Origin of the sequence: Streptomyces sp. A0592, from assembly GCF_004795115.1 — a bacterium.
GTDB lineage: Bacteria > Actinomycetota > Actinomycetes > Streptomycetales > Streptomycetaceae > Streptomyces > Streptomyces erythrochromogenes.
On sequence record NZ_SSBM01000005.1, the window covers coordinates 212,373 to 238,286 of the forward strand.

Annotated in this window: 25 protein-coding genes and 1 riboswitch; of the genes, 13 read left to right on the plus strand and 12 right to left on the minus strand. The window is 71.2% G+C overall.

The genetic code is table 11. The features are described from left to right. Positions 1-16: 16 nt before the first annotated feature. Positions 17-1,222 (minus strand): ornithine--oxo-acid transaminase, encoded by a 1,206-nt coding sequence (gene rocD / locus E6U81_RS10285; protein ID WP_136229757.1) that lies wholly within the window; start codon positions 1,220-1,222, stop codon positions 17-19. 116 nt (positions 1,223-1,338) lie between these two features. Next, positions 1,339-1,429: riboswitch (ZMP/ZTP riboswitch) on the plus strand. Between the two features lie 34 nt (positions 1,430-1,463). Between rocD and glyA the strand changes: the two genes are divergently transcribed. The 4 genes from glyA to E6U81_RS10305 all read left to right on the plus strand — a co-directional run bounded on the left by glyA (position 1,464) and on the right by E6U81_RS10305 (position 5,810). Beyond that, positions 1,464-2,732: a serine hydroxymethyltransferase gene (gene glyA / locus E6U81_RS10290; RefSeq protein WP_136229758.1), complete on the plus strand. Its 1,269-nt coding sequence runs from the start codon at positions 1,464-1,466 to the stop codon at positions 2,730-2,732. Between the two features lie 229 nt (positions 2,733-2,961). Continuing rightward, positions 2,962-3,975, plus strand: coding sequence for a tryptophan--tRNA ligase (gene trpS / locus E6U81_RS10295; RefSeq protein ID WP_136229759.1), 1,014 nt, complete (start codon positions 2,962-2,964; stop codon positions 3,973-3,975). A 97-nt stretch (positions 3,976-4,072) separates the two neighbouring features. Next, on the plus strand, positions 4,073-4,678 hold the full coding sequence (locus E6U81_RS10300; protein WP_136229760.1) for a 2'-5' RNA ligase family protein: 606 nt from the start codon (positions 4,073-4,075) through the stop codon (positions 4,676-4,678). 178 nt (positions 4,679-4,856) lie between these two features. Next, positions 4,857-5,810, plus strand: coding sequence for a YihY/virulence factor BrkB family protein (locus tag E6U81_RS10305; RefSeq protein WP_136229761.1), 954 nt, complete (start codon positions 4,857-4,859; stop codon positions 5,808-5,810). Positions 5,811-6,045: 235 nt separating this feature from the next. Here E6U81_RS10305 and E6U81_RS10310 read toward each other — a convergent pair whose 3' ends face one another. Next, complete coding sequence (locus E6U81_RS10310) at positions 6,046-7,296, minus strand: D-alanyl-D-alanine carboxypeptidase (protein WP_240803744.1); 1,251 nt, start codon at positions 7,294-7,296, stop codon at positions 6,046-6,048. A 121-nt stretch (positions 7,297-7,417) separates the two neighbouring features. Here E6U81_RS10310 and E6U81_RS10315 point away from each other — a divergent pair, with 121 nt between their 5' ends. The 3 genes from E6U81_RS10315 to E6U81_RS10325 all read left to right on the plus strand — a co-directional run bounded on the left by E6U81_RS10315 (position 7,418) and on the right by E6U81_RS10325 (position 10,695). Next, a complete protein-coding gene (locus E6U81_RS10315; RefSeq protein ID WP_136229763.1) occupies positions 7,418-7,687 on the plus strand; it encodes a hypothetical protein in 270 nt (89 codons plus the stop codon). Between the two features lie 5 nt (positions 7,688-7,692). Further along, positions 7,693-9,015, plus strand: coding sequence for a metallophosphoesterase (locus tag E6U81_RS10320; protein ID WP_136229895.1), 1,323 nt, complete (start codon positions 7,693-7,695; stop codon positions 9,013-9,015). 123 nt (positions 9,016-9,138) lie between these two features. Continuing rightward, positions 9,139-10,695 carry an ABC transporter substrate-binding protein gene (locus E6U81_RS10325; protein WP_136229764.1) on the plus strand — a complete coding sequence of 519 codons (1,557 nt, stop codon included), beginning with the start codon at positions 9,139-9,141 and terminating at the stop codon, positions 10,693-10,695. Here E6U81_RS10325 and E6U81_RS10330 read toward each other — a convergent pair. The 4 genes from E6U81_RS10330 to E6U81_RS10345 all read right to left on the minus strand — a co-directional run bounded on the left by E6U81_RS10330 (position 10,692) and on the right by E6U81_RS10345 (position 12,975). Further along, entirely contained in the window at positions 10,692-11,420 is a 729-nt protein-coding gene (locus tag E6U81_RS10330) for a TetR family transcriptional regulator (RefSeq protein ID WP_136229765.1), read from the minus strand. The two genes, E6U81_RS10325 and E6U81_RS10330, sit on opposite strands and share 4 nt — an antisense overlap. A gap of 11 nt (positions 11,421-11,431) precedes the next feature. Beyond that, entirely contained in the window at positions 11,432-11,857 is a 426-nt protein-coding gene (locus tag E6U81_RS10335; RefSeq protein WP_240803745.1) for a DCC1-like thiol-disulfide oxidoreductase family protein, read from the minus strand. A 3-nt stretch (positions 11,858-11,860) separates the two neighbouring features. Beyond that, a complete protein-coding gene (locus tag E6U81_RS10340; protein ID WP_136229766.1) occupies positions 11,861-12,265 on the minus strand; it encodes a hypothetical protein in 405 nt (134 codons plus the stop codon). A gap of 158 nt (positions 12,266-12,423) precedes the next feature. Then, a complete protein-coding gene (locus E6U81_RS10345) occupies positions 12,424-12,975 on the minus strand; it encodes a hypothetical protein (protein ID WP_136229767.1) in 552 nt (183 codons plus the stop codon). Between the two features lie 94 nt (positions 12,976-13,069). Between E6U81_RS10345 and E6U81_RS10350 the strand changes: the two genes are divergently transcribed. After that, positions 13,070-13,462 (plus strand): hypothetical protein, encoded by a 393-nt coding sequence (locus E6U81_RS10350; protein ID WP_136229768.1) that lies wholly within the window; start codon positions 13,070-13,072, stop codon positions 13,460-13,462. After that, positions 13,462-15,900: a DUF4132 domain-containing protein gene (locus E6U81_RS10355; RefSeq protein ID WP_136229769.1), complete on the plus strand. Its 2,439-nt coding sequence runs from the start codon at positions 13,462-13,464 to the stop codon at positions 15,898-15,900. Before E6U81_RS10350 ends, E6U81_RS10355 begins: the two co-directional genes overlap by 1 nt. A 74-nt stretch (positions 15,901-15,974) precedes the next feature. Here E6U81_RS10355 and E6U81_RS10360 read toward each other — a convergent pair whose 3' ends face one another. The 5 genes from E6U81_RS10360 to E6U81_RS10380 all read right to left on the minus strand — a co-directional run bounded on the left by E6U81_RS10360 (position 15,975) and on the right by E6U81_RS10380 (position 20,137). After that, complete coding sequence (locus tag E6U81_RS10360) at positions 15,975-16,733, minus strand: succinate dehydrogenase iron-sulfur subunit (protein ID WP_136229770.1); 759 nt, start codon at positions 16,731-16,733, stop codon at positions 15,975-15,977. Continuing rightward, complete coding sequence (sdhA, locus tag E6U81_RS10365; RefSeq protein WP_136229771.1) at positions 16,733-18,487, minus strand: succinate dehydrogenase flavoprotein subunit; 1,755 nt, start codon at positions 18,485-18,487, stop codon at positions 16,733-16,735. The genes E6U81_RS10360 and sdhA overlap by 1 nt, the downstream gene beginning before the upstream one ends. A gap of 23 nt (positions 18,488-18,510) precedes the next feature. Next, positions 18,511-18,993 carry a succinate dehydrogenase hydrophobic membrane anchor subunit gene (locus E6U81_RS10370; RefSeq protein WP_136229772.1) on the minus strand — a complete coding sequence of 161 codons (483 nt, stop codon included), beginning with the start codon at positions 18,991-18,993 and terminating at the stop codon, positions 18,511-18,513. A gap of 5 nt (positions 18,994-18,998) precedes the next feature. Next, on the minus strand, positions 18,999-19,379 hold the full coding sequence (gene sdhC, locus E6U81_RS10375) for a succinate dehydrogenase, cytochrome b556 subunit (RefSeq protein ID WP_078628202.1): 381 nt from the start codon (positions 19,377-19,379) through the stop codon (positions 18,999-19,001). Positions 19,380-19,531: 152 nt separating this feature from the next. After that, positions 19,532-20,137 (minus strand): 2-oxo-4-hydroxy-4-carboxy-5-ureidoimidazoline decarboxylase, encoded by a 606-nt coding sequence (locus E6U81_RS10380; RefSeq protein ID WP_136229773.1) that lies wholly within the window; start codon positions 20,135-20,137, stop codon positions 19,532-19,534. A 333-nt stretch (positions 20,138-20,470) separates the two neighbouring features. Between E6U81_RS10380 and E6U81_RS10385 the strand changes: the two genes are divergently transcribed. Both E6U81_RS10385 and E6U81_RS10390 read left to right on the plus strand, forming a co-directional pair. Then, positions 20,471-21,223: an RNA polymerase sigma factor gene (locus E6U81_RS10385; RefSeq protein WP_136229774.1), complete on the plus strand. Its 753-nt coding sequence runs from the start codon at positions 20,471-20,473 to the stop codon at positions 21,221-21,223. Further along, positions 21,223-22,239, plus strand: coding sequence for a hypothetical protein (locus E6U81_RS10390; protein WP_136229775.1), 1,017 nt, complete (start codon positions 21,223-21,225; stop codon positions 22,237-22,239). The genes E6U81_RS10385 and E6U81_RS10390 overlap by 1 nt, the downstream gene beginning before the upstream one ends. A 330-nt stretch (positions 22,240-22,569) precedes the next feature. Here the strand turns inward: E6U81_RS10390 and E6U81_RS10395 are convergent, their stop codons facing one another. Continuing rightward, positions 22,570-23,442 (minus strand): L,D-transpeptidase family protein, encoded by an 873-nt coding sequence (locus tag E6U81_RS10395; protein ID WP_136229776.1) that lies wholly within the window; start codon positions 23,440-23,442, stop codon positions 22,570-22,572. A 179-nt stretch (positions 23,443-23,621) separates the two neighbouring features. On the opposite strand from E6U81_RS10395, the gene E6U81_RS10400 reads away from it, so the two are divergent. Continuing rightward, entirely contained in the window at positions 23,622-25,202 is a 1,581-nt protein-coding gene (locus E6U81_RS10400; RefSeq protein WP_136229777.1) for a methylmalonyl-CoA mutase family protein, read from the plus strand. Between the two features lie 45 nt (positions 25,203-25,247). Further along, on the plus strand, positions 25,248-25,898 hold the full coding sequence (gene leuE, locus E6U81_RS10405; protein ID WP_030822785.1) for a leucine efflux protein LeuE: 651 nt from the start codon (positions 25,248-25,250) through the stop codon (positions 25,896-25,898). The last annotated feature ends 16 nt before the right edge of the window (positions 25,899-25,914 follow it).

The following is a 25,914-nucleotide window of genomic DNA, read 5'->3' on the forward strand; positions in this document are numbered from 1 at the left end:
GCGTGCTCGGCGCGTCCTACGCGCCGAGCACCGACCGGAGCTGGTCCAGGCCCCAGTCCAGGTCCTCCTTGGTGATCACCAGCGGCGGGGCGATCCGGATCGTCGAGCCGTGGGTGTCCTTCACGAGCACCCCGAGCTCCATCAGCTTCTCGGAGATCTCCCGGCCCGTACCGCGGGAGGGGTCGATGTCGACGCCCGCCCACAGCCCGCGGCCACGGACGGCGGTCACGGCGCCCCCGCCGACGAGCAGGTTCAGCTCGTGGTGGAGGTGGTCGCCCAGTTCGGTGGCCCGCTGCTGGAACTCGCCGGTCCGCAGCATGGCGACGACCTCCAGGGCGACGGCGCACGCGAGCGGGTTCCCGCCGAAGGTGGACCCGTGCTGGCCGGGCCCGAACACCCCCAGCACGTCCCGGTCGGCGACCACCGCCGACACCGGCACCACGCCGCCGCCGAGCGCCTTGCCGAGGATGTAGACGTCCGGGACGACCCCCTCGTGCTCACAGGCGAAGGTCTTCCCGGTCCGGCCGAGCCCCGACTGGATCTCGTCGGCCATGAAGAGGACGTTCCGCTCACGGGTCAGCTCCCGCACGCCGGCCAGGTACCCGGCGGGCGGCACCAGCACCCCCGCCTCGCCCTGGATCGGCTCCAGCAGCACGGCCACGGTGTTCTCGGTGACGGCGTGGGCCAGCGCGGTGAGGTCCCCGTACGGGACGATCTCGAAGCCCGGCGTGTACGGGCCGAAGTGGTCGCGGGCGTCGTGGTCCGTCGAGAAAGAGACGATCGTCGTGGTCCGGCCGTGGAAGTTGTCGGCGGCCACCACGATCTTGGCGTGTCCGTCCGGGACGCCCTTGACCTGGTAGCCCCACTTGCGGGCGGTCTTCACCGCCGTCTCCACGGCCTCCGCACCGGTGTTCATGGGCAGCACCATCTCCTTGCCGCACAGCGCGGCGAGTTCGGTGCAGAAGTCGGCGAACCGGTCGTGGTGGAAGGCGCGCGAGGTGAGCGTGACACGCTCCAGCTGGTCCCGCGCGGCGTCGATCAGACGGCGGTTGCCGTGCCCGAAGTTGAGCGCGGAGTAGCCGGCGAGCATGTCGAGGTATCTGCGGCCCTCCACGTCGGTCATCCACGCGCCTTCCGCGGACGCGACGACCACGGGCAGCGGGTGGTAGTTGTGCGCGCTGTGCGCGTCGGCGGAGCGGATGGCATCAGCTGTTGTCGACACGGGGTCTCCGATCGTCCGTCTGGCCGGTGAAGCGGTGACGAGGGTGGCGTCACCTTCTTATCGTCGCTCGTATCCCGGACATGGAAACCTGTTCGCGGCGCGCCCGCTAGGGTGTTCGTACGCACGGCGACTGGCGTACGGAGAACCAACTCCGGGGGAGTCGTGCGCGCTCGACCGCATTCAGGGCCGCTCGCCTGGGCCTCGCGGGGTACCGATCACATCGACCCCGGAGGAGCCCGCCATGTCCGCGAGCCGCCATCCCGCCCTGTCCGCGACCGACCCCGAACTGGCGTCCTTCGTCGCCGCGGAAGAAGTCCTGCAGGCGCAGACCCTGCGCCTGATCCCCAGCGAGAACTACGTGTCCGCGGCCGTTCTCGAAGCCTCCGGCACGGTGCTGCAGAACAAGTACAGCGAGGGCTATCCCGGCCGCCGCTACTACGAGGGCCAGCAGAACATCGACCGGGTCGAGGCCCTGGCGGTCGAGCGGGCCAAGGGCCTGTTCGGCGTGGACCACGCCAACGTGCAGCCGTACTCCGGCTCCCCGGCCAACCTGGCCGTCTACCTGGCCTTCGCGCAGCCCGGCGACACGGTCATGGGCATGGCCCTGCCGATGGGCGGCCACCTGACGCACGGCTGGGGAGTCTCGGCGACGGGCTCGTGGTTCCGCGGCGTGCAGTACGGCGTCCGCGCCGACACCGGCCTGATCGACTACGACGCGGTGCGCGAGCTGGCCCTCGCGGAGCGGCCCAAGCTGATCTTCTGCGGCGGCACCGCCCTGCCGAGGACCATCGACTTCGCCGCCTTCGCGGAGATCGCGCGCGAGGCGGGCTCGGTCCTGGTCGCGGACGTCGCCCACATCGCCGGCCTGATCGCGGGCGGCGCGCACCCCTCCCCGGCGGGGCACGTGGACGTCATCTCCACCACGACCCACAAGACCCTGCGCGGTCCGCGCGGCGCGATGCTGATGTGCCGCGAGGAGCACGCGAAGGCGATCGACAAGGCCGTTTTCCCCGGCCTGCAGGGCGGTCCGCACAACCAGACGACGGCCGGCATCGCGGTGGCGCTGCACGAGGCGGCGCAGCCGTCCTTCGTCCGGTACGCGCACGCGGTCGTCGCCAACGCCAAGGCGCTGGCCGCGGCCCTGCTGGAGCGGGGCTTCGACCTGGTCTCGGGCGGTACGGACAACCACCTGATCCTGATCGACCTGACGGGCAAGGAGGTGCCGGGCAAGGTCGCGGCCAAGGCCCTGGACCGGGCGGGGATCGTCGTGAACTACAACACGGTCCCGTTCGACCCGCGCAAGCCGTTCGATCCCTCGGGCATCCGGATCGGCACGCCGTCGCTGACGTCGCGCGGGCTGTCCGCGGAGCACATGCCGCTGGTCGCCGACTGGATCTCGCGCGCCGTGGACGCCGCCGCGAAGGGCGACGAGCGGGCCCTGGCCGCGATGCGCACCGAGGTCGCCGACCTGATGGCCGCCTTCCCGGCCCCGGGCCTCCCGCTGTCCTGACCCGCGGCACCGCTGCCGGGGGCGCCGCCCCCGGCTCCCGCGCCTCACACGCCGGCGAGGCGGGGGCCGGGGCTCCGCCCCGGCCCCCGCCTCGATTCCGGCGGAGCCGAAGATCCGGCCCCGCCGACGATCGGGGCGCGGGTGCGGGCGGCGCCCACGGGCACCGCGCGGCGGGAGGAACCGGCCGAGTGCGGGCGTGAGCCCGCTCCGCACCTGAGAGAATGGAGCCATGGCTTCTGATCGTCCTCGCGCGCTCTCCGGCATCCAGCCCACCTCCGGTTCGTTCCACCTCGGGAACTACCTCGGAGCCATCCGCCAGTACGTCGCCCTCCAGGAGACGCACGACGCGTTCTACATGGTCGTCGACCTGCACGCGATCACCATGCCCCAGGATCCGAAGGACCTGCGCGCGAACACCCGCCTCTCCGCCGCGCAGCTGCTGGCCGCCGGCCTGGACCCCGAGCGCTGCACGCTCTTCATCCAGAGCCACGTCCCCGAGCACGCGCAGCTCGGCTGGGTGATGAACTGCATCACCGGCTTTGGCGAGGCCAGCCGGATGACCCAGTTCAAGGACAAGTCCGCCAAGGGCGGCGTCAACAGCGCCAGCGTCGGCCTGTTCACGTACCCGATCCTCCAGGTCGCCGACATCCTGCTCTACCAGGCGGACGCCGTCCCCGTGGGCGAGGACCAGCGCCAGCACATCGAGCTGACCCGCGACCTGGCCGAGCGTTTCAACGGCCGCTTCGGCCAGACCTTCACCCTCCCGCAGGCGCACATCGTCAAGGAGGTCGCGAAGATCTACGACCTCCAGGACCCGGCGATCAAGATGTCGAAGTCGGCGTCGTCGCCCAAGGGCCTGATCAACCTCCTCGACGAGGCCAAGGCCACCGAGAAGAAGATCAAGAGCGCGGTCACCGACACCGAGGCCGAGGTCCGCTTCGACACCGAGAAGAAGCCCGGCGTCAGCAACCTGCTCACGATCTACTCCACCCTCACGGGCGAGTCGATCCCCGCCCTGGAGGAGCGGTACGTCGGCAAGGGCTACGGCGCGCTGAAGACGGACCTGGCCGGCGTGATGGTCGATTTCGTCACACCGTTCAAGCAGCGCACCCAGGAGTACCTGGACGACCCGGAGACGCTGGACTCCATCCTGGCCAAGGGCGCGGAGAAGGCCCGCGCGGTCGCCGCGGAGACGCTCGCGCAGGCGTACGACCGCCTGGGTCTGCTGCCCGCCAAGCACTGACGAACGCAACTACGGACAGACGGCTCTGGCACGAAGAGGGGTCCTGGCCCCACACTGGGGCGGCAGGAGTCCACAGGGTCCAGCGAAGGAGAGATACGTGGGGACCGTAACGCTCGGCGTTTCGATCGCGGTCCCGGAGCCGTACGGCAGCCGCCTCCAGGAGCTGCGCGCGGGCTTCGGGGACGCCGCCGCGCACGGCATCCCCACGCACGTCACCCTCGTACCGCCGACCGAGGTGGAGGCGGACCGGCTCCCGGCGATCCGGGCCCACCTCACCGAGGTCGCCGCCTCCTTCCCCGCCTTCGTGATGCGGCTGAGCGGGACGGGAACCTTCCGGCCCGTCTCGCCGGTCGTCTTCGTGCAGATCGTCGAGGGCGTCGAGGGCTGCACCCGGCTCCAGGGCGAGGTCCGCGACCCCGCCGGGCCGCTCAGCCGCGAGCTGGCCTTCCCGTATCACCCCCACGTGACCGTCGCCCACGGGATCTCCGACGAGGCGATGGACGTGGCGTTCGCGACGCTGGCCGAGTACGCCGCCGAGTGGGTCTGCGAGGGGTTCGCCCTCTACGAGCAGGGCTCCGACGGGGTCTGGCGCAAGCTGCGTGAATACCCTTTCGGGAGCGGGCCCATAGGCGTTCCGGCGCAGCCGGGCTCTCCCGTCGACCAGACCGCCGAGGCGGCGGGGGCGACCGTACGCCCTTCCTGACGGAGGGGGCGCAGGGTCAGCCGGGCGGTGCGCCGGGCGCGGAACCTCAGCCTTCGCAGGACGAGGGTGTGGAACGGACGCCCCATCGAGGGCGCTGGGCGAAAAGTCACAATCGACGACCGTAGTACCTGAAAGCGACAATCCCGGCTATTTCCGGCGTCTCATTTACGGTGACCCCATGGACTGGCTGACGAAACTCCCGGTGATCGGGCCGCTGGCGAGCCGTCTCATGCGGACGCACGCGTGGCGCTCGTACGAACGCCTCGACCGCGTGCACTGGACCCGGCTCGCCGCCGCGATCACCTTCATCAGCTTTCTCGCGCTCTTCCCGCTGATCACCGTGGCCGCCGCGGTCGGTGCGGCGCTGCTCAGCCCCGAGCAGCTGGACCGGCTGGAGAAGAACCTCGCCGAACAGGTCCCCGGCATCTCCGACCAGCTCGACATCAACGGGCTCGTCGCGAACGCGGCCACGATCGGCCTCGTCGCCGGCGCCCTGCTGCTCTTCACCGGCATCGGCTGGGTGGGGTCGATGCGGGACTGCCTGCGCGCCGTGTGGGACAAGGACGACGAGGACGACGGGAACCCGATCGTCCGCAAGGGCAAGGACGGGCTCGTCCTGCTCGGCCTCGGCGGGGTGGGCCTGCTCTCCGCCGCGGCCTCGATCCTCGGGTCCAGCGCGGTCGGGAAGTCCGCCGACTGGCTGGGCATCCCGCGCGAGGGCCCCGGTGGCGCACTGCTGCGCACCTTCGCCTTCCTGATCGGCGTGGTGGCGGCCTTCCTGGTGCTGCTCTACCTGCTGACCCTGCTTCCCGGGGTCGAACCGCCGAGGGGCCGCCTCATCCAGGCGGCGCTGATCGGCGCGGCCGGCTTCGAGCTGCTGAAGCTGCTGCTCAGCGGCTACATGCGGGGGGTCGCGGCGAAGAGCATGTACGGGGCCTTCGGTGTGCCGATCGCCCTGCTGCTCTGGATCAACTTCATGGCGAAGCTGCTGCTGTACGTCTCCGCGTGGACGGCCACCCGCGAGGACGACGGCGGCGATGACGGCGGCGATGAGGGCGACGGTGCGGGCGACGGCGCCGCGGATCCCCCGGCGGTCGGTGAGGCGCGCGAAACCCCACGTGGGGGCTCGTAGGACCCGTTCGGGCGACCCGCCGGTCCGGGACCCCCGCCCGCGCGGGGGGTCCCGGACCGACGGGAGACGGCCTGGGTCGCCTCTTTCGGATCTTGTCGGTCGGGCCCGCGTCGTCCGGTGCCGTGGCCGGCAAGGCGGAGGGGCGCCCGTGTACTGGACGTACTCGGGCGCCTCGACAGCGCGGCCGGGTGCGGTGCCGGGCGGCGCGGGCCCGGCAAGATCCGGAAGAGACGGCCTAGACGAGTTCCTCGTCGCGGCCGCGGCTGCGACGGCCGCGGGGCCAGCGCCGGTTGACCACGTAGGCGCCGCCCGCCAGCACCACGAGCGCGCCGCCCGCGACGCCGAGTGCGGTGCCCATGCCGCCGCCCGGGACCAGGCCGTCCCCCGACGCGTTGTTCTCGTGGGACTGGGCCGGCGAGCCGTGCGGGGAGGTGTCCGCGCTCTTCGGCGGCACCAGCTCACCCACCGGCTTGACCTTCCCGGCCGCGGCGAACCCCCAGTCGAACAGCGCGGCGGTCTCCTCGTAGACCGAGTTCAAGCCGCCCGCGCCCGGGTTCATCACGGTGACCAGCAGCTTGCGCGAGCCCTGCTGCGCCGCGCCCGTGAAGGTGGAGCCGGCCATGGTCGTCGTGCCGTTCTTCACCCCGGCGATGCCCTTGTAGGGGGAGAGCCCGCCCGCGCCGGTCATCAGCCGGTTGGTGTTCTGGATCTCGAAGTAGTCCCGCGGCTTCCCGGGCTCCTGCAGGCCGGGGAACTTCGCGCTCGCCGTGCCGCAGTACTCCCGGAAGTCCTGCTTCTGCAGTCCGGAGCGGGCGATCAGCGTGAGGTCGTACGCGCTCGACACCTGCTCCGGGGCGTCGTACCCGTCGGGCGACACCACGTGGGTGTCCAGCGCCTGGAGCTCCTCCGCGTGCGCCTGCATGTCCTTGACGGTCTTCTCGACGCCGCCGTTCATGGCCGAAAGTACGTGCACGGCGTCATTGCCCGACCGGAGGAACACCCCGAGCCACAGGTCGTGGACGGAGTACTCGTGGTCCTCCTTGACGCCGACCAGGCTGCTGCCCGGGCCCACGCCGTCCATGTCCTGGTCGGTGACCTTGTGCACCTGCTCCTTGGGCAGGCCCGGCAGCAGCGTGTCCGCGAAGAGCATCTTCATCGTCGAGGCCGGGGGCAGCCGCCAGTGCGCGTTGTACGCCGCCAGGACCTCGCCGGACTCGGCGTCCGCCACGATCCACGACCGGCCCGTGAGGTTCGTCGGCAGGGCGGGCGCGCCGGGCAGCAGGTTCACCTGCGTCCCCGGTTGGCCGAGCAGCGATCCGCCGACCGTGGACATCGAGGCGGGCGGTGCGGGCGCCGCCGGGGCCTTGGCGGCCTGGCCCTTCCCGTCGGCCGGCGGGGTCGGCGCGGCGTGGACGGGAGCCACCAGCATGGTGGGCACCAGCAGCGCGGCGGTAAGGACCGTCAGTGCGGTCGTCTTGGCAGACACGCAGGTGAAAGTACATCCCGATGAGCTGGATGGCGTCGCGGACCGGCCATTTCGCGGCAACCAACCCCGGGACAGCCCACCCCGGCGCGTCCGTCCCGGGGACGAAACCGATACTGGGGACATGAAACTCAGCCGTGCCGCCTCCTGGTTCCTGCTCGCCTTCGGGGTGTGGACCTGGTTCATCTGGGTGTCTTTCGTCCGGAACCTGTGGAAGAACGGCAGTGGCCAGGCCTTCGACACGGCGGGTGACCCCACTGCCTACTTCTGGGTCCACCTGACGCTCGCGGTGACGTCCTTTCTCCTGGGGACGGCGGTCGGTGTGATCGGGTTGCGCGCAGTCCTGGCCGTGCGGCGTGCGTCACGTTCCGGCGCCGAGGGCGGTGCGGCATGACGATCCTGGTCTTCGCGCTGGTCGCGCTGGCGGTCTGCGCCCTGCTCGTCGCGGTGCACCGCTGGCTGTGGGTCCGCCTGGTCCGGGACACCACCGCCCCCGGTGGCCTGCCCCGCCGTGTCGGCACCGCGTTGACCATCGCCCTGCCCCTCCTCTCCGTGGCCGCCCTGACCGCGGGCCGCGCCGGGGCCCCCTTCTGGCTGCAGCAGACGGTGTCCTGGCCGGGGTACCTCTGGCTCGCGGTGCTCCTGTACCTGACCCTGACGATGCTGGTCGCGGAGCCGATCCGCGCGCTGTTGCTCCGCCGTCTGGCCCACCGCGACCCCTCCGGGGCGGTAGCAGGACCTCCCGCGGAGCAATCCGCCGCCGGGCCCGCGGCGGCCACGACCGCGGCGCCGTCCTCCACCGACGGCACCGAGGCGGAGCCCGGCGCGGTGCTCGCCGCGGACGGTACGTCCGAGGAGTCGGGCGGGGAGCCGGCAGCGGCGGCCCCGGGCGGCGGGCTCAGCCGGCGCACCTTCGTCGCGCGCACGATCGGCGGGGCGGCCGCCGCCGTCGCCCTCGGCACCGTCGGCAACGGCGCGTACGGAGTGCTGCGCGGGCCGAGCGTGAAGCGCGTCCAGGTCCCCCTGGCCAAACTGCCGCGCGCGGCGCACGGCTTCCGGATCGCGGTCGTCAGCGACGTCCACCTCGGCCCGGTGCTCGGCCGTGCTCACGCCCAGCGCATCGTCGACACGGTCAACCGGACCCAGCCCGACCTCATCGCCATCGTCGGCGACCTCGTCGACGGCAGCGTCCCCGACCTCGGGTCCGCGGCGGAGCCGCTGCGCGGGCTGACCGCCCGCCACGGGTCCTTCTTCGTCACCGGCAACCACGAGTACTTCTCCGGCGCCGAGCAGTGGGTCGACCACGTCCGCGAGCTCGGCCTGACGCCGCTGGAGAACGCCCGGCGCGCCCTGCCGCACTTCGACCTCGCCGGCGTGAACGACATCCAGGGCGAGCAGGAGGGCAGCGGCCCCGACTTCCGGGCCGCCCTCGGCGACCGCGACCGTTCGCGGGCCGCGGTGCTCCTCGCCCACCAGCCGGTGGTCATCCACGACGCCATCAGGCACGGCGTCGACCTCCAGCTCTCCGGCCACACCCACGGCGGCCAGCTCTGGCCGGGCAACTACCTCGCCGAGCTCGCCAACCCCACCGTCGCCGGCCTGGAGCGCTACGGCGACACCCAGCTCTACGTCTCCCGCGGGGCGGGGGCCTGGGGACCGCCGGTCCGGGTGGGCGCGCCGTCCGACATCACAGTCGTCGAACTCGCCTCATACCAGGCCTGACCCGCCCCAACCGCCAACCGGCCGTGCCCGGAACGATCTTCCGGTGGCTGATATTCCGTGATGGGATATCCGGTAATCGGACAGCGGGTCGCTGTCTCCGGGACAAGGGGTGGGGTTCACGGGATGCGGTCTGTCCGCTGGAAGATCATCGCGGCCGGGCTGGTCCTCGGCACGGCCGGCGTCGCCGCCTGGCAGCTGCTGCCCGAGGATGCCGCGAGCCGCGGTGCCATCCGCGTCGGGACCAGCGACGTCGTGTCCTCCCTCGACCCGGCGGGGGCGTACGACGCGGGCTCCTGGGCCCTGTTCAGCAACATCTACCAGTCGCTGCTGACCATGAAGCCCGGCTCGGACACCCCCGTGCCCGACGCCGCCTCCTCCTGCGGGTTCGTGGGGCAGAAGCTCACCGTCTACCGGTGCGAGCTCCGCCCCGACGTGACCTTCGGCGGCGGTCGAGCGATCACCGCCGAGGACGTCAAGCACTCCTTCGACCGCATCAAGGCGATCAACTCCGACCAGGGGCCGGCCCCGCTCCTCAACACCCTGGAGTCGGTCAAGGCCGAGGGCCGTACGGTCACCTTCACCCTGTCCGCGGGCGACGCCACCTTCCCCTTCAAGATCGCGACGGGTGCCGGCTCGATCGTCGACAAGGACAAGTACCCGGCCAAGTCCCTGCGCGAGGACGGCAAGGTCGACGGCTCGGGCCCGTACACGCTGGGCGCCTACAAGGCCGGTACGAGCGCCGAGCTCAAGCCGAACACCTCGTACAAGGGGCAGGGCAGGCCCGCCCGCGCCGCCGTCACCGTCCGGTACTTCAAGGACTCCGAGCAGCTCGACCAGGCCTGGAACGGCCGTCAGGTCGAGGTCGCCCACCGGGAGATGCCCCCGGCGGTGCTCGCCGGCCTCAACCCGGGCATGAAGGACACCCGTTACCAGGCGTCCGGCGGCAGTGAGATCCGCTCGGTCGTCTTCAACGTCCGCCCCGGCTCCGCCGCCGCCCCGCTCGCCGTCCGGCAGGCCGTCGCCGCCGTCCTGGACCGCGCGAAGGTGGCCGGCGAGGTCTACCGGGGCACCGTCACCCCGCTGTACTCCCTGGTCCCCGCGGGCATCGCCGGACACAGCACCCCGTTCTTCGACGCCTACCCCGCGCCCAGCGGCGCCACCGCCAAGAAGCTCCTCAAGGACGCCGGGATCAACGGCCCCGTGCAGCTCAGGCTCGGTGTGAACGTGCGCGGCGCGAACATGCCCGAGGCCGAGGAGATCAAGCGGCAGCTGGAGGCCACGGGCCTCTTCCTGGTGACGCTCAAGCCGGTGGAGGAGTGGAACGACTTCCAGAAGGGTTACGCGGCGGGAGAGTTCGACGCCTACACGATCGGGTGGATCGCGGACTTCCCGGACGCGGACAACTTCCTCGCCCCGCTCGTCGGCGCCGACTCCTCCATGAACAACGGCTTCTCGGACAAGCACGTCGACGAGCTGATCACCCGCACCCAGTCCCACTCGGAGCGCTCCGACGCCGCCACCGAGTTCCGGGACCTGCAGAAGGCGGTCGCCCAGCAGGCCCCGATGGTGCCGATCTGGCAGAAGAAGGACTACGTGATGTCCCGCGAGGCCGTCACCGGTGCCCAGAACCTGTCCGACGGCACCGGTGTCTGGCGCCTCTGGGAACTCAACTGGCTCTAGGCGGTGTCCGGGTGCGGGTCGGACGCCTTGCGCCGGCCCGCAGCCGTCTGGGCCATGCCCGGCAGGAAGTCCGCGAACAGCTCGTGGACCTCGCGCACCAGCGGCCGCAGCACCCGGAAGCGGGCCAGTACGATGCCCCGCGTCGTGAGCTGCGCCCCGCGCTCGGCGAGCCGCCGCGACTTCTCGCTGTCCGGGGAGCGGTCGAAGACCCAGTAGAGCACCAGGCCCATCTGCGAGAGCCACATCAGCTCCGGCAGTACGTCGGCCAGCTCGGCCGGCACCTTGGTCTTCGCGCCGGCCAGCACCTCTCGGTGGATGTCGATCGCGGCCTGCCGGGCCGGCTCCGACTCCGGTGAGAAGGGGCTGAGCGGACTCTCCGGGTCCGCCGCGTTCTTGAAGAACTGCGAGGCGAACTCGTGGTACGGGGCGCCGATGTCCAGCCAGCTGGTCAGTACGCCCGCGAGCCGCTTCTGCAGATCGGTCTCGTTGTCCAGGATCGGCCGGACCGCCGCCTGGTGGGCGGCGCTGATCCGGTCGTAGAAGCCCTGGACCAGGTGTTCCTTGGACTCGAAGTAGTAGTAGGCGTTGCCGACCGAGACACCGGCTTCCTTCGCGATGCCCCGCATGGTCGTCTTGTCGAAGCCGCGCTCCTGGAAGAGGCGGAGCGCGGTTTCGAGGATGAGCGTGCGGGTCTGCTCGCTCTTGGGAGCCTTCTGATCAGTCACGGTGTATGAGCCTATCGGGGCACGGAGCACTGGTCGTCACAGGCCGGTCCCTCGACGGCCCCGGGCTGCCCTTCGGTGCGCACGGCCTGCCGCCAGGCGGAGGCCGTGAACATGGCGGCCCGGGCGAACGGGCGGCCGGCCGGCGTCGCCAGCCAGTTCGCCTTCGGCCGGTGTTCGACCAGCGCCCACAGGCACACGATGAAGGCGTCGGTCCCGGTCCACACCTGCCCGGAGTCCCCGACGACGGTGATCTCCCGGAGCGTCGAGGCGTGGTCCAGCCGCGGGAACCGCCGCCGCGCCTCCCAGGACGCGGCGGGGACCAGGGCGATCGGTACGAGGCACCGCTGCGCCAGCAGCCAGTGCCGGATGTGCACGCAGAGCGGGCAGTCGGCGTCGTAGAGGACGGTCAGCCGGTGCACGGCCCCGGTGGGTGCCACGGCTCAGGCTCCGACCGGCGCGGTCCACCCCTGCGGGGGGACGGGCGGGGTCTGCTGGCGCTCCATGATCCCGCGGCGGCGCATCTTGTTCAGCACCCACACGTTGCCGAGGTGCATGACGCCCAGGACCAGCAGGACGACGCCGAGCTTGACCGAGAGCGCCTCGAAGAGCCCGCGGGCGGTGTCGACCTCCTCGCTCGAGCGCAGGTAGAGGGTCACGAACCCGATGTTGACGAGGTAGAAGCCGACCACGAGCAACTGGTTGACGGCGTCCGCGAGCTTCTCGTTGCCGTGGAGGACGTCGCCGATGAAGACCCGGCCGTTGCGGCTGAGCGTACGGGCCACCCAGACGGTGAGACCGATGCTGATGAGCAGGTAGATGACGTATGTGACCACGGTGAGGTCCATCGCCCCAGCCCCCTTGAACGTGTTCAAATGCTGACGTCGATGACTCTAGAACGTTTTTTGAACAAGTTCAAGCGAGTGTTTCCCGTGTGCTCGGCGCACCGGAAACGCACGCGGGCCCCGGCCGTTCGGCCGGGGCCCGTCTGCGTCGTGCCGGATCCTCACATGCTCAGTGCACGCGCGTGATTGAGCTGCGACATCACCCAGTGATAGGTGTTCGCGTCCACGGCCGGGATCATCGTGGAGTGGTGGCGGCCGCCGCTGGTCACCGTGACCTGGATGTAGCCGGTGGTGGTCTTCTCCTTCATCAGCAGGAACAGCAGGCCGAGCAGGCAGAACAGGAAGAAGACGATCGCCAGCACGATCGCGTGGGGCGGGATCTTCTCCTCGGTGCGCGAGAAGTCCGTCGCGTTCCACATCGCGCCCCTGAGCGGCATGGCGCCCGACGGGGTGATGATCTGGTCGCCGGCGACGGTGATGTCGCCGAGGGCGAAGCCGGCGCCGCCGACCGGGGCGGCGGGGTAGCCGCCGGGGACGGACATGCCCGCGCCGCCGATGGTCGGCTGGTAGGCCGGGGCCGCCGGGTAGGGCTGGGGGTATCCGTAACTGGCTTCACCGGGGCCCCACTTGTAGTCGCCCTGGCCGGGCACGCCGGGCGGGCCGCCCTGACCGGCGGGGTCGCTCGTGTACGGGTTCGGCTGCTGCTCGCTCATACGGCCGATCCTTCCACAGGCACCCCCGCCCTGTATCCCGGGTCGCGCAGCTCGGCGTCCCCCTTTGTCAGTGGGCACCCCTACTGTCCAGGGCATGGGAATGGTGACCTTCGTCGACGAGACGACCGCCGGAAGCCGTGGCGACGGCTGGGGACTCGACATCGCCGAGGAGCGGCTCGCGCTGCGCGAGCTGATCCGGCGCAGGGTGTTCCAGGAGGTCGCGGAGTACCACGCCAAGCGGCCCGAGGTGTTCCAGGGGCTGGTGCAGCCGGAGGGCGCCGAGCGCACCCTCAACGGGTACGCGTTGCGGACGCCGCGCCGCATCGACCCGGAGAAGCAGACCGAGCTGGCGCTGCGGGCGTTCGAGCGCAACGGCTTCCTCGTCCTGGTGGGGGACCGTCAGATCACCGACCTGGACGAGGAGGTGGACCTCCCGCTCGGCGTCGAGGTCACCTTCCTCAAGCTCGTCGCGCTGGTGGGCGGCTGATGACCGGCAACGTCAAGGTCATGGCGGACCGGCTGGTGCGCCGGGTGGTCAACTGCTCCTTCCGCCACCCCGCGGTGAAGCAGCAGCTCGCCGCGGTGGAGGAGCTCCCGCCCGAGGAACGGCTCCTGCTGGTCGAGGCGCTCGCCGACCGCCACCGGCGGGGAAGCGACACCGACCCGGTCCGGCTCACGCTGCTCACCCTGACCGCGCTGGTGGGCCGGGGCCTGGACGGCCTCCCGCTGGCCGCGGAGCGGGCCGCGGAGCTCGACGTCCTCGGCCGCGCCCACTCCTTCTGGTACGGGCACCGCTGCGAGACCCTCGTCGAGGCCGAGGCCGCCGCGGGCCGGGAGCTCTCGCCCGCCGTCATCGCCACCGTGCGGCGCACCGCCGTGGGCGCCTACGCCGACCAGGAGATCGTCCGGTTCGCCGCACGGTTCACCGAGCCCGTGCTCAACGTCGGCGAGGCGTGGGCGGAGCGGGCCATGGAGGACGAGCGGCTGCGCGAGCTGCTCGCGCACGCGCTGACCGCCAGGGCCGCCAAGCCCTCCGCCGCCTGGGAGAAGCGCGGCCGGGCGCTCGTCGGGGGCCTCGGGGCCGAGACCGTCCGTGAGGCCCTGCTGCCGCTGCTCGCCCTCGTCGGGCGGCCCCGCACCTTCGAACTGGACCGGGCGGAGTACGAGCCGGACGTCAACAACACCTTCGACCCCTACAACGCCAACGCCCTGCGCGGCCTGGTCCGGCTGCTGGCCCTGCTGCCGGCGCACCCCGACACGGTGCGCGCCCTCGGTGCGCTCGTGGAGACCTCGCTGCGCAAGGCCGCAGGCGTCGGCCCGCGCAACCCCAAGGTGGCCAACGCGGCGGTCGGCGCCCTGGCCCTGACGGACGGTGAGGCCGCCCTCGCCGAGCTCGCCCGGCTCGGCACCCGGGTCACCTACAAGGGCACCCTCAAGCTCGTCGACGCGGCGCTGCAGACGCGGGCCACCGCGCTCGGGCTGAGCCGGGAGGAGATCGAGGAACTGGCCGTTCCCGCGTACGGGCTCACGGAGGTGGGGAAAGCCTGCTTCCGCTTCGGCGAGGCCGCCGCGGAACTCGAAGTGCGCGGGAACCGGGCCGTCCTGGCCTGGCGCAACGCCGCCGGGAGGCAGGTCAGGACCGCGCCCGCCACCGTGCGGCGGGACCACGCCGAGGAGCTCAAGGAGCTCAAGGGCCTGGTCAAGGACATCGAGAAGTCGCTGTCGGCGCAGGCGGAGCGGCTGGACCGGCAGTTCCTCGCCCGCCGCCGGTGGGCGTACGGGCAGTGGCGCGAGCGGTACCTCGACCACCCGCTGGTCGGCACGCTGGCCCGGCGGCTGATCTGGACCGTGGACGGGACGCCCGTCTGCTTCGCGGACGGGCAGCTGCGCACCCTGGCCGGCGCCCCCCTCGCCGACGCCGCCCGCACCGGGGGCGCCCCCGTCGAGCTGTGGCACCCCGTCGGCCGGGAGCCCGCCGAGGTGCTCGCCTGGCGCGAGTGGCTGGAGCGGCACGCCGTGACCCAGCCCTTCAAGCAGGCCCACCGCGAGGTGTACCTGCTGACCGACGCCGAACGCAGGACGCGGACGTACTCCAACCGGTTCGCCGCGCACATCCTGCGCCAGCACCAGTTCAACTCGCTCACCGCGGCCCGGGGCTGGCACAACCGGCTCCGCCTGTGCGTCGACGACTCCGTCCCGCCCGCCACCCGCGAGCTGCCCCGGTGGGGGCTGCGGGCGGAGTACTGGATCGAGGGCGAGGGGCACGAGTACGGCATCGACACCACCGAGTCGGGCACCTACCTGCGGCTGCGCACCGACCAGGTGCGCTTCTATCCGATCGACGCCCCGCAGAACTGGGCGAGCAGCTACGGCGGCGGGTACGCGGCGTGGCCCGGGGCGGGCCGCCGCCGCGGGGACGGCCCGCTGCCGCTGGCGGAGATACCCGAGCTGGTGCTGAGCGAGGTGATGCGCGACGTGGACCTGTTCGTGGGCGTGGCCAGCGTCGGCAACGACCCCACGTGGTCCGACGGCGGGCCGCAGGGCCGCTTCCGGGACTACTGGACCTCCTACGGCTTCGGCGAGCTCGGCGCGAGCGCCGAGACCCGGCGGGCCCTGCTGGAGCGCCTCGTGCCGAGGCTGGCCGTCGCGGACCGCTGCACGGTGGAGGGCCGGTTCCTGCACGTGCGGGGCGAGCTGCACACGTACAAGATCCACCTCGGTTCGGGGAACATCCTGATGTCGCCGAACGACCAGTACCTGTGCATCGTGCCCGGCGGCTCCGGCGGGGCGGGCGCCGCCGATCCCGGCTACCTGCCCTTCGAGGGGGACCGCACCCTCGCCGTCATCCTCTCCAAGGCGATGCTCCTCGCGAAGGACACGGAGATCACCGACCCGACGATCACCAGCCAGCTGGGCCGCCGCTGAGGCCGTCGACGCACGAGGGCCCCGCCCCCGGAAGAACCGGGGACGGGGCCCTCGTACAGGCAGGGACCGGGAGGTCAGAAGCGGCGCGTGATCAGCGCACGCTTGACTTCCTGGATCGCCTTCGTGACCTCGATGCCACGCGGGCACGCGTCGGTGCAGTTGAAGGTCGTGCGGCAGCGCCACACGCCGTCCTTGTCGTTCAGGATCTCCAGCCGCTGCTCGCCGGCCTCGTCACGCGAGTCGAAGATGAAGCGGTGCGCGTTGACGATCGCCGCCGGGCCGAAGTACTGGCCGTCGTTCCAGAACACCGGGCACGAGGACGTGCACGCGGCGCACAGGATGCACTTGGTGGTGTCGTCGAAGCGCTCGCGGTCCTCGGCGGACTGCAGGCGCTCGCGCGTCGGCTCGTTGCCCTTGGTGACCAGGAACGGCATGACGTCCCGGTACGCCTGGAAGAAGGGCTCCATGTCGACCACGAGGTCCTTCATCACCGTGAGGCCCTTGATGGCCTCGACGGTGATCGGCTTCTCGGGGTTGATGTCCTTGATCAGCGTCTTGCAGGCGAGCCTGTTCTTGCCGTTGATCCGCATCGCGTCCGAGCCGCAGATGCCGTGCGCGCACGAGCGGCGGAAGGTCAGCGTGCCGTCGAGGTCCCACTTGATCTTGTGGAGACCGTCGAGCACGCGCTCCTTCGGGTCGATCTCGACCTGGAAGTCCTGCCAGACCGACTCGTCCGAGATCTCCGGGTTGAAGCGGCGGATCCGGAAGGTGACCGTGATGAACGGCGAGGCCGCGGCCGCGGCCTCCATCTTGTCCAGGGTGGGGGTGGCCATCAGTACTTACGCTCCATCGGCTGGTAGCGGGTGACGACGACGGGCTTGTAGTCCAGCCGGACGGAATCCTTGCCGTCGGCGCCGACCTCGCGGTACGCCATGGTGTGGCGCATGAAGTTGACGTCGTCGCGGTTCGGGTAGTCCTCGCGGTAGTGACCGCCGCGGGACTCCTTGCGCGCCAGCGCGGACACGGCCATGACCTCGGCCAGGTCGAGCAGGTTGCCCAGCTCGATGGCCTCCAGCAGGTCCGTGTTGAAGCGCTTGCCCTTGTCCTGGACGGACACGTTCTTGTAGCGCTCGCGCAGCTCCGCGATCTTCTCGACCGCGGTCTTGATGGTCTGCTCCGTACGGAACACCATCACGCACGCGTCCATCGTCTCCTGGAGCTCCAGACGCAGCTCGGCGACCCGCTCGTTGCCCGTGGAGTTGCGCAGGTGCTCGACCAGGTCGGCCACCTGCTGCGCCGGGTTCTCGGGGAGCTCGACGAAGTCGTTCTCCTGCGAGTACTTGGCGGCCGCGATGCCGGAGCGCTTGCCGAAGACGTTGATGTCCAGCAGCGAGTTGGTGCCCAGGCGGTTCGCGCCGTGGACCGACACGCACGCGACCTCGCCGGCCGCGTACAGGCCCGGGACGACGGTGGTGTTGTCCGCCAGGACCTCACCCTCGACGTTGGTCGGGATGCCGCCCATGGCGTAGTGCGCGGTGGGCTGGATCGGGATCGGGTCCGTGTACGGCTCGATGCCCAGGTAGGTGCGCGCGAACTCGGTGATGTCCGGGAGCTTCGCGTCGAGCTGCTCCGGCGGGAGGTGCGTCAGGTCCAGGTACACGTGGTCACCGGCCGGACCGCAGCCGCGGCCCTCACGGATCTCGGTGTAGATGGAGCGCGAGACGACGTCACGGGACGCGAGGTCCTTCATGACCGGCGCGTACTTCTCCATGAAGCGCTCGCCGTCCTTGTTGCGGAGGATGCCGCCCTCACCGCGGGCGCCCTCCGTCAGCAGGATGCCCATGCGCCAGATGCCCGTCGGGTGGAACTGGAAGAACTCCATGTCCTCCAGCGGCAGGCCGCGGCGGTAGCAGGCCGCCTGGCCGTCACCCGTGAGGGTGTGCGCGTTGGAGGTCACCTTGAAGAACTTGCCGGTGCCGCCGGAGGCGTAGATGACGGCCTTGGCCTGGAACACGTGGATCTCGCCGGTGGCGAGCTCGTACGCGACCACACCGGCCGACTTCTTGACGCCGTCCTCCTCGACCAGGAGCTGGTCCAGGACGTAGAACTCGTTGAAGAACTCCACGCCCTCCTTGACGCAGTTCTGGTACAGCGTCTGGAGGATCATGTGGCCGGTGCGGTCCGCGGCGTAGCAGGACCGGCGGACCGGCGCCTCGCCGTGGTTGCGCGAGTGGCCGCCGAAGCGGCGCTGGTCGATGGTGCCGTCCGGGGTGCGGTTGAACGGCAGGCCCATCTTCTCCAGGTCGAGGACCGCGTCGATGGCCTCCTTCGCCAGGATCTCGGCGGCGTCCTGGTCGACCAGGTAGTCACCGCCCTTGACCGTGTCGAAGGTGTGCCACTCCCAGTTGTCCTCCTCCACGTTCGCCAGCGCGGCGGCCATGCCGCCCTGCGCGGCGCCCGTGTGGGAGCGGGTGGGGTAGAGCTTCGTCAGCACCGCGGTGCGGCTGCGCTTCGTCGACTCGATGGCGGCGCGCATGCCGGCGCCACCTGCGCCGACGATGACGGTGTCGTACTTGTGGATCTTCATTGGTTTCGCCTCAGCCCCGTTGCCTAGCGGATGTTCGGGTCGAAGGTGAAGATCACCAGCGTGCCCAGAAGGATGGTGAACACCGTGGCGGTGTAGAGCAGGCCCTTCAGCCACAGCCGCGTGTTGGCACGCTCCGCGTAGTCGTTGATGACGGTACGCAGGCCGTTGGCGCCGTGCAGCATCGCCAGCCACAGCATCAGCAGGTCCCAGACCTGCCAGAACGGGGACGCCCAGCGGCCGGCCACGAAGGCGAAGCCGATCTTGGAGACGCCGCCGTCGAGCACCAGCTGGATCAGCAGGTGGCCGATGACGAGGACGACGAGCACGATGCCCGAGAGGCGCATGAAGAGCCACGCGACCATCTCGAAGTTGCCGCGGGTCGAGCGGGGCGTCTTGCCCGTGCGCTTGCGCGGCGCCTCGATGTAGGGCGCGGGGTTGTCCACGTCGTAGAGGGAAACACCCTCCACGTCGCCGATCACCTTGGGGGAAGAAGTGTCAGAGGACATGCGCGTCACTTCCCGAACAGTTCAGCGGCCGCGTGGCCGAGCACGGGGTAGAGAGCCCCGACCATCAGCACGACCCAGATGCCCACGACCCACCAGAGCATCGTCTTCTGGTGGCGCGGGCCCTTGGACCAGAAGTCCACGGCGATGACACGGAGACCGTTGAGCGCGTGGAACAGGATGGCGGCCACGAGGCCGTACTCCAGCAGCGCGACGATCGGAGTCTTATAGGTAGCCACGACATCGTCGTACGCCTCGGGGGAGACGCGGACGAGAGCGGTGTCGAGGACGTGTACGAACAGGAAGAAGAAGATGAGGACGCCGGTGACTCGATGAGCCACCCAGGACCACATTCCTTCCCGGCCGCGGTACAACGTTCCAGCCGGCACGGAAAACCCTCCGGAAGCGGGGCGGGGGCCAGCCGGCTTCTTTGTCGGTCGGGCCCGGCCGGGTACGGTCCACCGGCCCCGGACATCGTAGCGACGAGTTGTCGGTTCCCTCGCGCGGGGTCCGGCTGTGTGATCAAACAGGCACGTACGGGCTATCCCACAGGGGCGAATAGCCCGATTTCAGCCGCAGACGCGCCGTCCGGGCGGGTCAGCCAGCGCGTCAGGTCCAGCAGCCGGGACTGCGCGACACGGCGCAGCTCGTCCGCGGAGATCGAGCGCTCCTCGTCCACCTCGTGCCCCATTCGGCGCCGGATCGCCCCCAGCAGCTGGTCGGCCTGCTCCTCCGGCGGGTGCCCGTCGAGGCAGATCACGAAGGCGTGGCCGAACTTCCGTTCGTACTCCGCATGGGCCGCGTCGAGCGCCAGCAGCGCGGCGTACGACGCCCCGTGGTCCAGTTCCGCCGAGTGCTCCGAGGCCAGTGCCTCGGTCAGGTCGGCCTGCGAGAGGTCGTAACTGGCCTCGTCCGCGGCGGCCAGCAGGGCTCCGGCGTCGGGGTAGGGGCGGTGCGCCGCCACCCGGTGCGCCCAGCGGCGGCTTCCGCAGCAGTGCAGGAGGACGGCCCGGGCGGCCTCGGGGGACAGGGTATTGAACCGCGTCAGTCCGGGGCCGTGGGCGGGGTCGGGGCAGCCGCGGGCCTGTGCCGGAAAATGGCTGGACAGCGGGGGGCTCCTCGGGGCGTGGCGCGGGTGTCCCGCCACGCTATCGACGCAGGGCAGGGTGTGTCGTACCCATGCGGGGATTTCACCCGGAAGTGAGCCGAAAGGATGACGTGAGCGCGACGGGCGGGCATGGTGGAATGCCCGAAAGGGGGAGGGCGACCGAGGCCGCCACCCCCCACAGGAGAGGCCCCGGCCGCCATCCGTCACGGGCTCGTGCGACAAGCCCGTACCCCTGTCAGCGCCTCGGGTGCGTTTTGTGTCACACCTCGCTCCGCGCAGGATTGGTTGCACGTTGTATCACTCGTGGACGAGAGGTGCTTGAAAGCCGTAACGTGCTGATTTGCGCCACACGTACAGGACAGGTTGGGGACTTTGCTGGGGGACGACGCGGAGCTGACCGCCGCGGTGCTCGCGGCACAGGACGGCGACGAGAACGCGTTCCGTGCTGTGTACCGTGCCGTGCACCCACGCCTGCTCGGATACGTACGCACGCTCGTCGGGGACGGCGATGCGGAGGACGTGACCTCCGAGGCATGGCTGCAGATCGCCCGCGACCTCGACTCCTTCACCGGCGACGCCGACCGCTTCCGCGGCTGGGCCGCCCGCATCGCCCGCAACCGGGCCCTGGACCACATACGCATGCGCGGCCGCCGGCCCGCCATCGGCGGCGACGACACCGAGCTGACGAGCTGGGCCGCGGAGTGCGACACGGCCGGCGCGGCGATGGAGTCCCTCGACACCGGGCGCACCATGGCGCTCATAGCCCAGCTCCCGCAGGACCAGGCCGAGGCCGTCGTCCTGCGGGTCGTGGTCGGCCTCGACGCCAAGAGCGCGGCCGAGACCCTGGGCAAGCGGCCCGGCGCCGTGCGCACCGCCGCGCACCGCGGTCTGAAGAAGCTGGCGGAACTGCTCGCCGCGCAGGGTGCGGACGGCGGCTACGACGCAGGTCCGGGCACCGGCTCCAAGGCGGCCGCCGCGGTCGGCCATAATGCCGATGGCCATGCGTGGGACGGCGGGGGCGGGAGGGATCTCGACGCCGTACCCGCACAGCGTGGCCGGGGCGGCAGCTACGCAGAACAAACCGGTGTGACGCATTCACGTTGGCGGACGCAGAAGGACATGTGATGGCCGACGAGCGCGACAGGTGGCTGGACGAGGCCGCGGCGGAAGCATTCCTGCGCGGCGGACCGACGGAACCTGTGGGGCCCGCCGCCGACACGCGTGCCGCGATGGAGGCCGCCCGGCTGCGGGCCGCCCTGGACGCCCTGGCCGCAGTGGCCGCGGCGCCCAGCGGTACGGAACTGCCCGGTGAGGGCGCGGCGATGGACGCCTACCGCGCGGCGCGCGCCGGCGCGCCCCGCGCCGCCGTGCCGTCCGCTGCCGAGGCCTTCGGCGAACCCCTCATCGACCTCGGCCGTGTCGTCCCCGCGCCCGTACCCGCCCGCCGGCGCGCCCGGACCGTGAGCTTCGGCCTGGCCGCGGCCCTCGCGAGCGTCGTCGCGGGCGGACTGGCCGCCGCGGCGGGCGCCGGGCTGCTGGACCGGTCCCGGCACGACACCGCGGGACCCGGACCGGCGATGTCCGTGAGCGTAGGAGAGAGCCCGGTCCCGGGCGTCGGCACCAGTGCCCCCACGCTCGCCCCGAAGCTGCTGCCCACCCCGCAGCCGGACGGCTCGGCCCCGGCGTTCGCCCCCGTGGCGCCCTCGCCGAACGCGGACGGACATACGGTGCCCGACACCGGAACGGCCCCCGAAACCTCCTCGGGCACCTCGACGAGCGGCGGCACGGGCAAGCACACCCCGGACGACCGCAGCGGTCCGGGCGACCGGGAAGGCAGCCGGGACAACCTGGGCACCGGGGAGCTCGGCAGGGACCGCCAGCGAGAGCTGGACGGCCGGCTCAAGGCCGACCTCTGCGAGGAGTACCGCAAGGGCCGGCTCAACGACGACCGGCGCGAGCGCCTCTCACGTCTGGCCGACGGACTGCTGCGGATACCGGCCTACTGCGCCTCGGTGCTGGAGCGGGACGCCGACGGCACCAAGCGCCGCGACTCGCCCCCGGCAGAGGGCGGGACGCTCAGGGCGCCGAGCCTGACGCCCACCGTTCCGCAGGGCTCCACACCCCTGCGCGCGGTTCGCTGACACATACGCCGACCCGCCTGTAACACTTTTCGAATCGGCGACGCAGTACTAATCGAGCCGACTGGTCATCGGCCGCGCATGAGCCGGGGTTCCCCCCGTACCCCTGGGCTCTGCGCAACCGGCGCGGGCGGGGCACGTTCCCCCGGCCCTGCCCGCGCCCATTACTTCGACCCGCTCGACGGGACAGCCGCTCAACGCGACAGGCCGTCCTTTTCGCAGCCCGCCGGTGTGGCGGGATACGAAAAGGACGGCCTGTGGCGTTTCAGCGGCTCGCGGCCGGCTGCACGGTCGGGGCCCGGAATCCGGGCCCCTGCTTCACCCCCTGCGGGCTCACCAGTAGACGACGACCTTGTCGCCGACCTGCACGTCGTTGAAGAGCTTCGACAGCTTGCCCTTGTCGCGGACGTTCACGCAGCCGTGCGAGGCGCCGTTGTAGCCGCGGGCCGCGAAGTCGGCCGAGTAGTGGACCGCCTGGCCGCCGCTGAAGAACATCGCGTACGGCATCGGCGTGTGGTAGATCGTCGACGTCCAGTCCTTGGCCTTCCAGCCCACGTTGAACACGCCCTCGCGGGTCGGGGTGTTCTCCGAGCCGAAGCGGACGTCCATCGTGGAGACGACCTTGCCGTCGATCATCCAGGCGAGCGTGCGGCTCTCCTTGCTGATGCACATGACGCGGCCGGTCATGCAGCGCGGGTCGGGCGCCGCGACCTCGTTGACGGTCGGCGGGCGCAGCTCGTCGGCGGTGGGCTTCTTGCTGGAGCTCTGGATCTTCTTCCAGGTCTTCTCGTCGACCCCGCCGGTCGCGTCCAGACCGTTCTTCGACTGGAAGGACTTCACCGCGGCCGTGGTCTTCGAGCCGTAGAAACCGGTCGGCGCCACCGTCATCAGCTTGAGCTGCTTCAGTCGGGCCTGGAGCTCGCGGACCTGCTCGCTCTCGTCGCCGTTGGCCATGATCTGCTTCACCGAGGGCGAAGGCGAGGCCGACGCGGAGGCGGAGGCGGACGTCGAGGCCGACGGCGAGGGCTCGCCCGGCTTGTTGTCGGTGGACGGGGAGGCTTCCGGGGTGGCGCCCGCCGTGGGCGAGGACGGTGCCGCGGAGGAGGAGCCGGCGGACTCCGTCTTCTGCGGACCGCAGGCGGTCGCGGCGAGCGCGACGGCGGCGGCCACTCCGATCGTGCGGATTATGACTCTCTGGCGCTGCATTGCAGTCCCCCGGTTTCTACGTCGTGTATCTAGGTGATGCCTGGCGCGCGTGGAGAGTTGCACAGGGTTCCGGGATGTTGCGCCATTGTGACCAGCAACCGTCCACGGCCTTAAGAAGCGACGCGCGGGCACGGTTGTATCAGCCCCGGGCCCGGTTGCTCTACGGAGGACTTCGTCACATGGCAAGCACGGAGAGCGGAATCCCGGTCGAACCGGTGTACGGGCCGGGCGATCTGACGGAATGGGACCCGGAGGTCCAATTGGGTGTACCTGGGGACTTCCCCTACACCCGAGGGATTTATCCGAACATGTACACCGGCCGGCCGTGGACCATGCGGCAGTACGCCGGCTTCGGCACGGCCGCCGAGTCCAACGCCCGCTACCGACAGCTCATCGCGGGCGGCGGCACCGGACTGTCCGTCGCCTTCGACCTGCCGACCCAGATGGGCCACGACTCCGACGCGCCCCTCGCCCACGGCGAGGTCGGCAAGGTCGGAGTGGCCGTCGACTCGCTCGACGACATGCGGACGCTGTTCGACGGGATCCCCCTCGACCGGGTCTCCACCTCGATGACGATCAACGCACCCGCCGCGCTGCTCCTGCTGCTCTACCAGCTGGTCGCGGAGGAACAGGGCATTCCGGGCGCGCAACTGACGGGGACGATCCAGAACGACGTCCTGAAGGAGTACATCGCCCGGGGCACGTACATCTTCCCGCCCGAGCCCTCGCTGCGTCTGACGGCCGACACCTTCCGCTACTGCCGGGCCGAGATCCCCAGATGGAACACCATCTCCATCTCCGGCTACCACATGGCCGAAGCCGGCGCCTCGCCCGCGCAGGAGGTGGCCTTCACCCTCGCCGACGGCATCGCCTACGTCCGTACGGCCCTCGCGGCAGGGATGGCGGTCGACGAGTTCGCGCCCCGGCTGTCCTTCTTCTTCGTCGCCCGCACCACCCTGCTGGAGGAGGTCGCGAAGTTCCGCGCCGCCCGGCGGATCTGGGCCCGCGTCATGCGCGAGGAGTTCGGGGCGCGGGACCCGAAGTCGATGATGCTGCGCTTCCACACCCAGACCGCCGGCGTCCAGCTCACCGCGCAGCAGCCCGAGCTGAACCTCGTACGCGTCGCCGTGCAGGCCTTGGCGGCGGTGCTGGGCGGCACCCAGTCGCTGCACACCAACTCCTTCGACGAGGCGATCGCGCTGCCCACGGAGAAGTCGGCCCGCCTGGCGCTGCGCACCCAGCAGGTCCTCGCGCACGAGACGGACGTACCGCACACCGTGGACCCCTTCGCCGGGTCGTACGCGGTGGAGCGGATGACGGACGAACTGGAGGCGGCGGCCCTCGACCTGATGCGGCGGGTCGAGGAGCAGGGCGGGGCGGTGGCCGCGATCGAGGCCGGCTTCCAGAAGGCGGAGATCGAGCGGAACGCCTACCGCATCGCACGGGAGACCGACAGCGGGGAGCGGGTGGTGGTCGGGGTCAACCGCTTCGCGCTGGAGCAGGAGGAGCCGTACGAGCCGCTGCGCGTGGACCCGGCGATCGAGGAGCGGCAGTGCGCGGCGCTGGCCCGGCTGCGTGCCGAGCGCGACGGAGCGGCGGTGACGGCGGCGCTCGGGGCGCTGCGGGAGGCGGCGTCGGGCACGGCGAACGTGCTGTACCCGATGAAGGAGGCGCTGCGTGCGCGGGCCACGGTGGGCGAGGTGTGCGGGGCGCTGCGGGAGGTCTGGGGGACGTACGAGCCCACCGGTTCCACATGGTGAAACAGGATGGCCTGTCAGGTGTGTCCTCATGCGACACTCCTGCACATGCTGGGTGTCACCGATCTGCCGACGTACCTCGCCGGCCTCGTCCTGATCATTCTGTTGCCGGGACCGAACTCGCTCTACGTGCTGTCCGTCGCCGCCCGCCGCGGGGTGCGCACGGGTTACAAGGCCGCCGCCGGGGTGTTCACCGGCGACGCCGTCCTGATGGCGCTGACCGCCGTGGGCGCCGGTGCGCTGCTCCGCGCGAGTCCGCTGGTCTTCACCGTGGTGAAGTTCCTCGGCGCCGGCTACCTGGCCTGGCTGGCCGTCGGGATGATGCGGGGCGCCTGGGCGCTGTGGCGCACGCGCCGGGAGCGGGACGAGGCGCGGGCCGCGGGCCCCGCCGACCCGGCCGAGAACGAGCGGCCCTACCGCCGCGCCCTGCTGATCAGCCTGCTCAACCCGAAGGCCATCCTCTTCCTGATGTCCTTCTTCGTGCAGTTCGTGGACCCGTCCTACGCCTACCCGGCGCTGTCGTTCCTGGTCCTGGGCGGTCTGCTGCAGACCGGCAGCTTCCTCTACCTGACGCTGCTGATATTCGGCGGCACCCGCCTGTCGGAGGCCTTCCGCCGCCGCAAGCGGCTGTCGGCCGGGGCGACCTCGGCGGCGGGCGTGCTGTTCCTCGGCTTCGCGGCCAAGCTCGCCGTCAGCTGACGCCTTGCGGTCCAGG

Bases quoted from the DNA above. Each gene is read 5' to 3' on its own strand.
- glyA (WP_136229758.1), top strand. From the start codon at position 1,464: ATGTCCGCGAGCCGCCATCCCGCCCTGTCCGCGACCGACCCCGAACTG.
- trpS (WP_136229759.1), top strand. From the start codon at position 2,962: ATGGCTTCTGATCGTCCTCGCGCGCTCTCCGGCATCCAGCCCACCTCC.
- E6U81_RS10305 (WP_136229761.1), top strand. From the start codon at position 4,857: ATGGACTGGCTGACGAAACTCCCGGTGATCGGGCCGCTGGCGAGCCGT.
- E6U81_RS10315 (WP_136229763.1), top strand. From the start codon at position 7,418: ATGAAACTCAGCCGTGCCGCCTCCTGGTTCCTGCTCGCCTTCGGGGTG.
- E6U81_RS10325 (WP_136229764.1), top strand. From the start codon at position 9,139: ATGCGGTCTGTCCGCTGGAAGATCATCGCGGCCGGGCTGGTCCTCGGC.
- E6U81_RS10340 (WP_136229766.1), bottom strand. From the start codon at position 12,265: ATGGACCTCACCGTGGTCACATACGTCATCTACCTGCTCATCAGCATC.
- E6U81_RS10345 (WP_136229767.1), bottom strand. From the start codon at position 12,975: ATGAGCGAGCAGCAGCCGAACCCGTACACGAGCGACCCCGCCGGTCAG.
- E6U81_RS10350 (WP_136229768.1), top strand. From the start codon at position 13,070: ATGGGAATGGTGACCTTCGTCGACGAGACGACCGCCGGAAGCCGTGGC.
- E6U81_RS10355 (WP_136229769.1), top strand. From the start codon at position 13,462: ATGACCGGCAACGTCAAGGTCATGGCGGACCGGCTGGTGCGCCGGGTG.
- E6U81_RS10360 (WP_136229770.1), bottom strand. From the start codon at position 16,733: ATGGCCACCCCCACCCTGGACAAGATGGAGGCCGCGGCCGCGGCCTCG.
- sdhA (WP_136229771.1), bottom strand. From the start codon at position 18,487: ATGAAGATCCACAAGTACGACACCGTCATCGTCGGCGCAGGTGGCGCC.
- E6U81_RS10370 (WP_136229772.1), bottom strand. From the start codon at position 18,993: ATGTCCTCTGACACTTCTTCCCCCAAGGTGATCGGCGACGTGGAGGGT.
- E6U81_RS10390 (WP_136229775.1), top strand. From the start codon at position 21,223: ATGGCCGACGAGCGCGACAGGTGGCTGGACGAGGCCGCGGCGGAAGCA.
- E6U81_RS10395 (WP_136229776.1), bottom strand. From the start codon at position 23,442: ATGCAGCGCCAGAGAGTCATAATCCGCACGATCGGAGTGGCCGCCGCC.
- E6U81_RS10400 (WP_136229777.1), top strand. From the start codon at position 23,622: ATGGCAAGCACGGAGAGCGGAATCCCGGTCGAACCGGTGTACGGGCCG.
- leuE (WP_030822785.1), top strand. From the start codon at position 25,248: ATGCTGGGTGTCACCGATCTGCCGACGTACCTCGCCGGCCTCGTCCTG.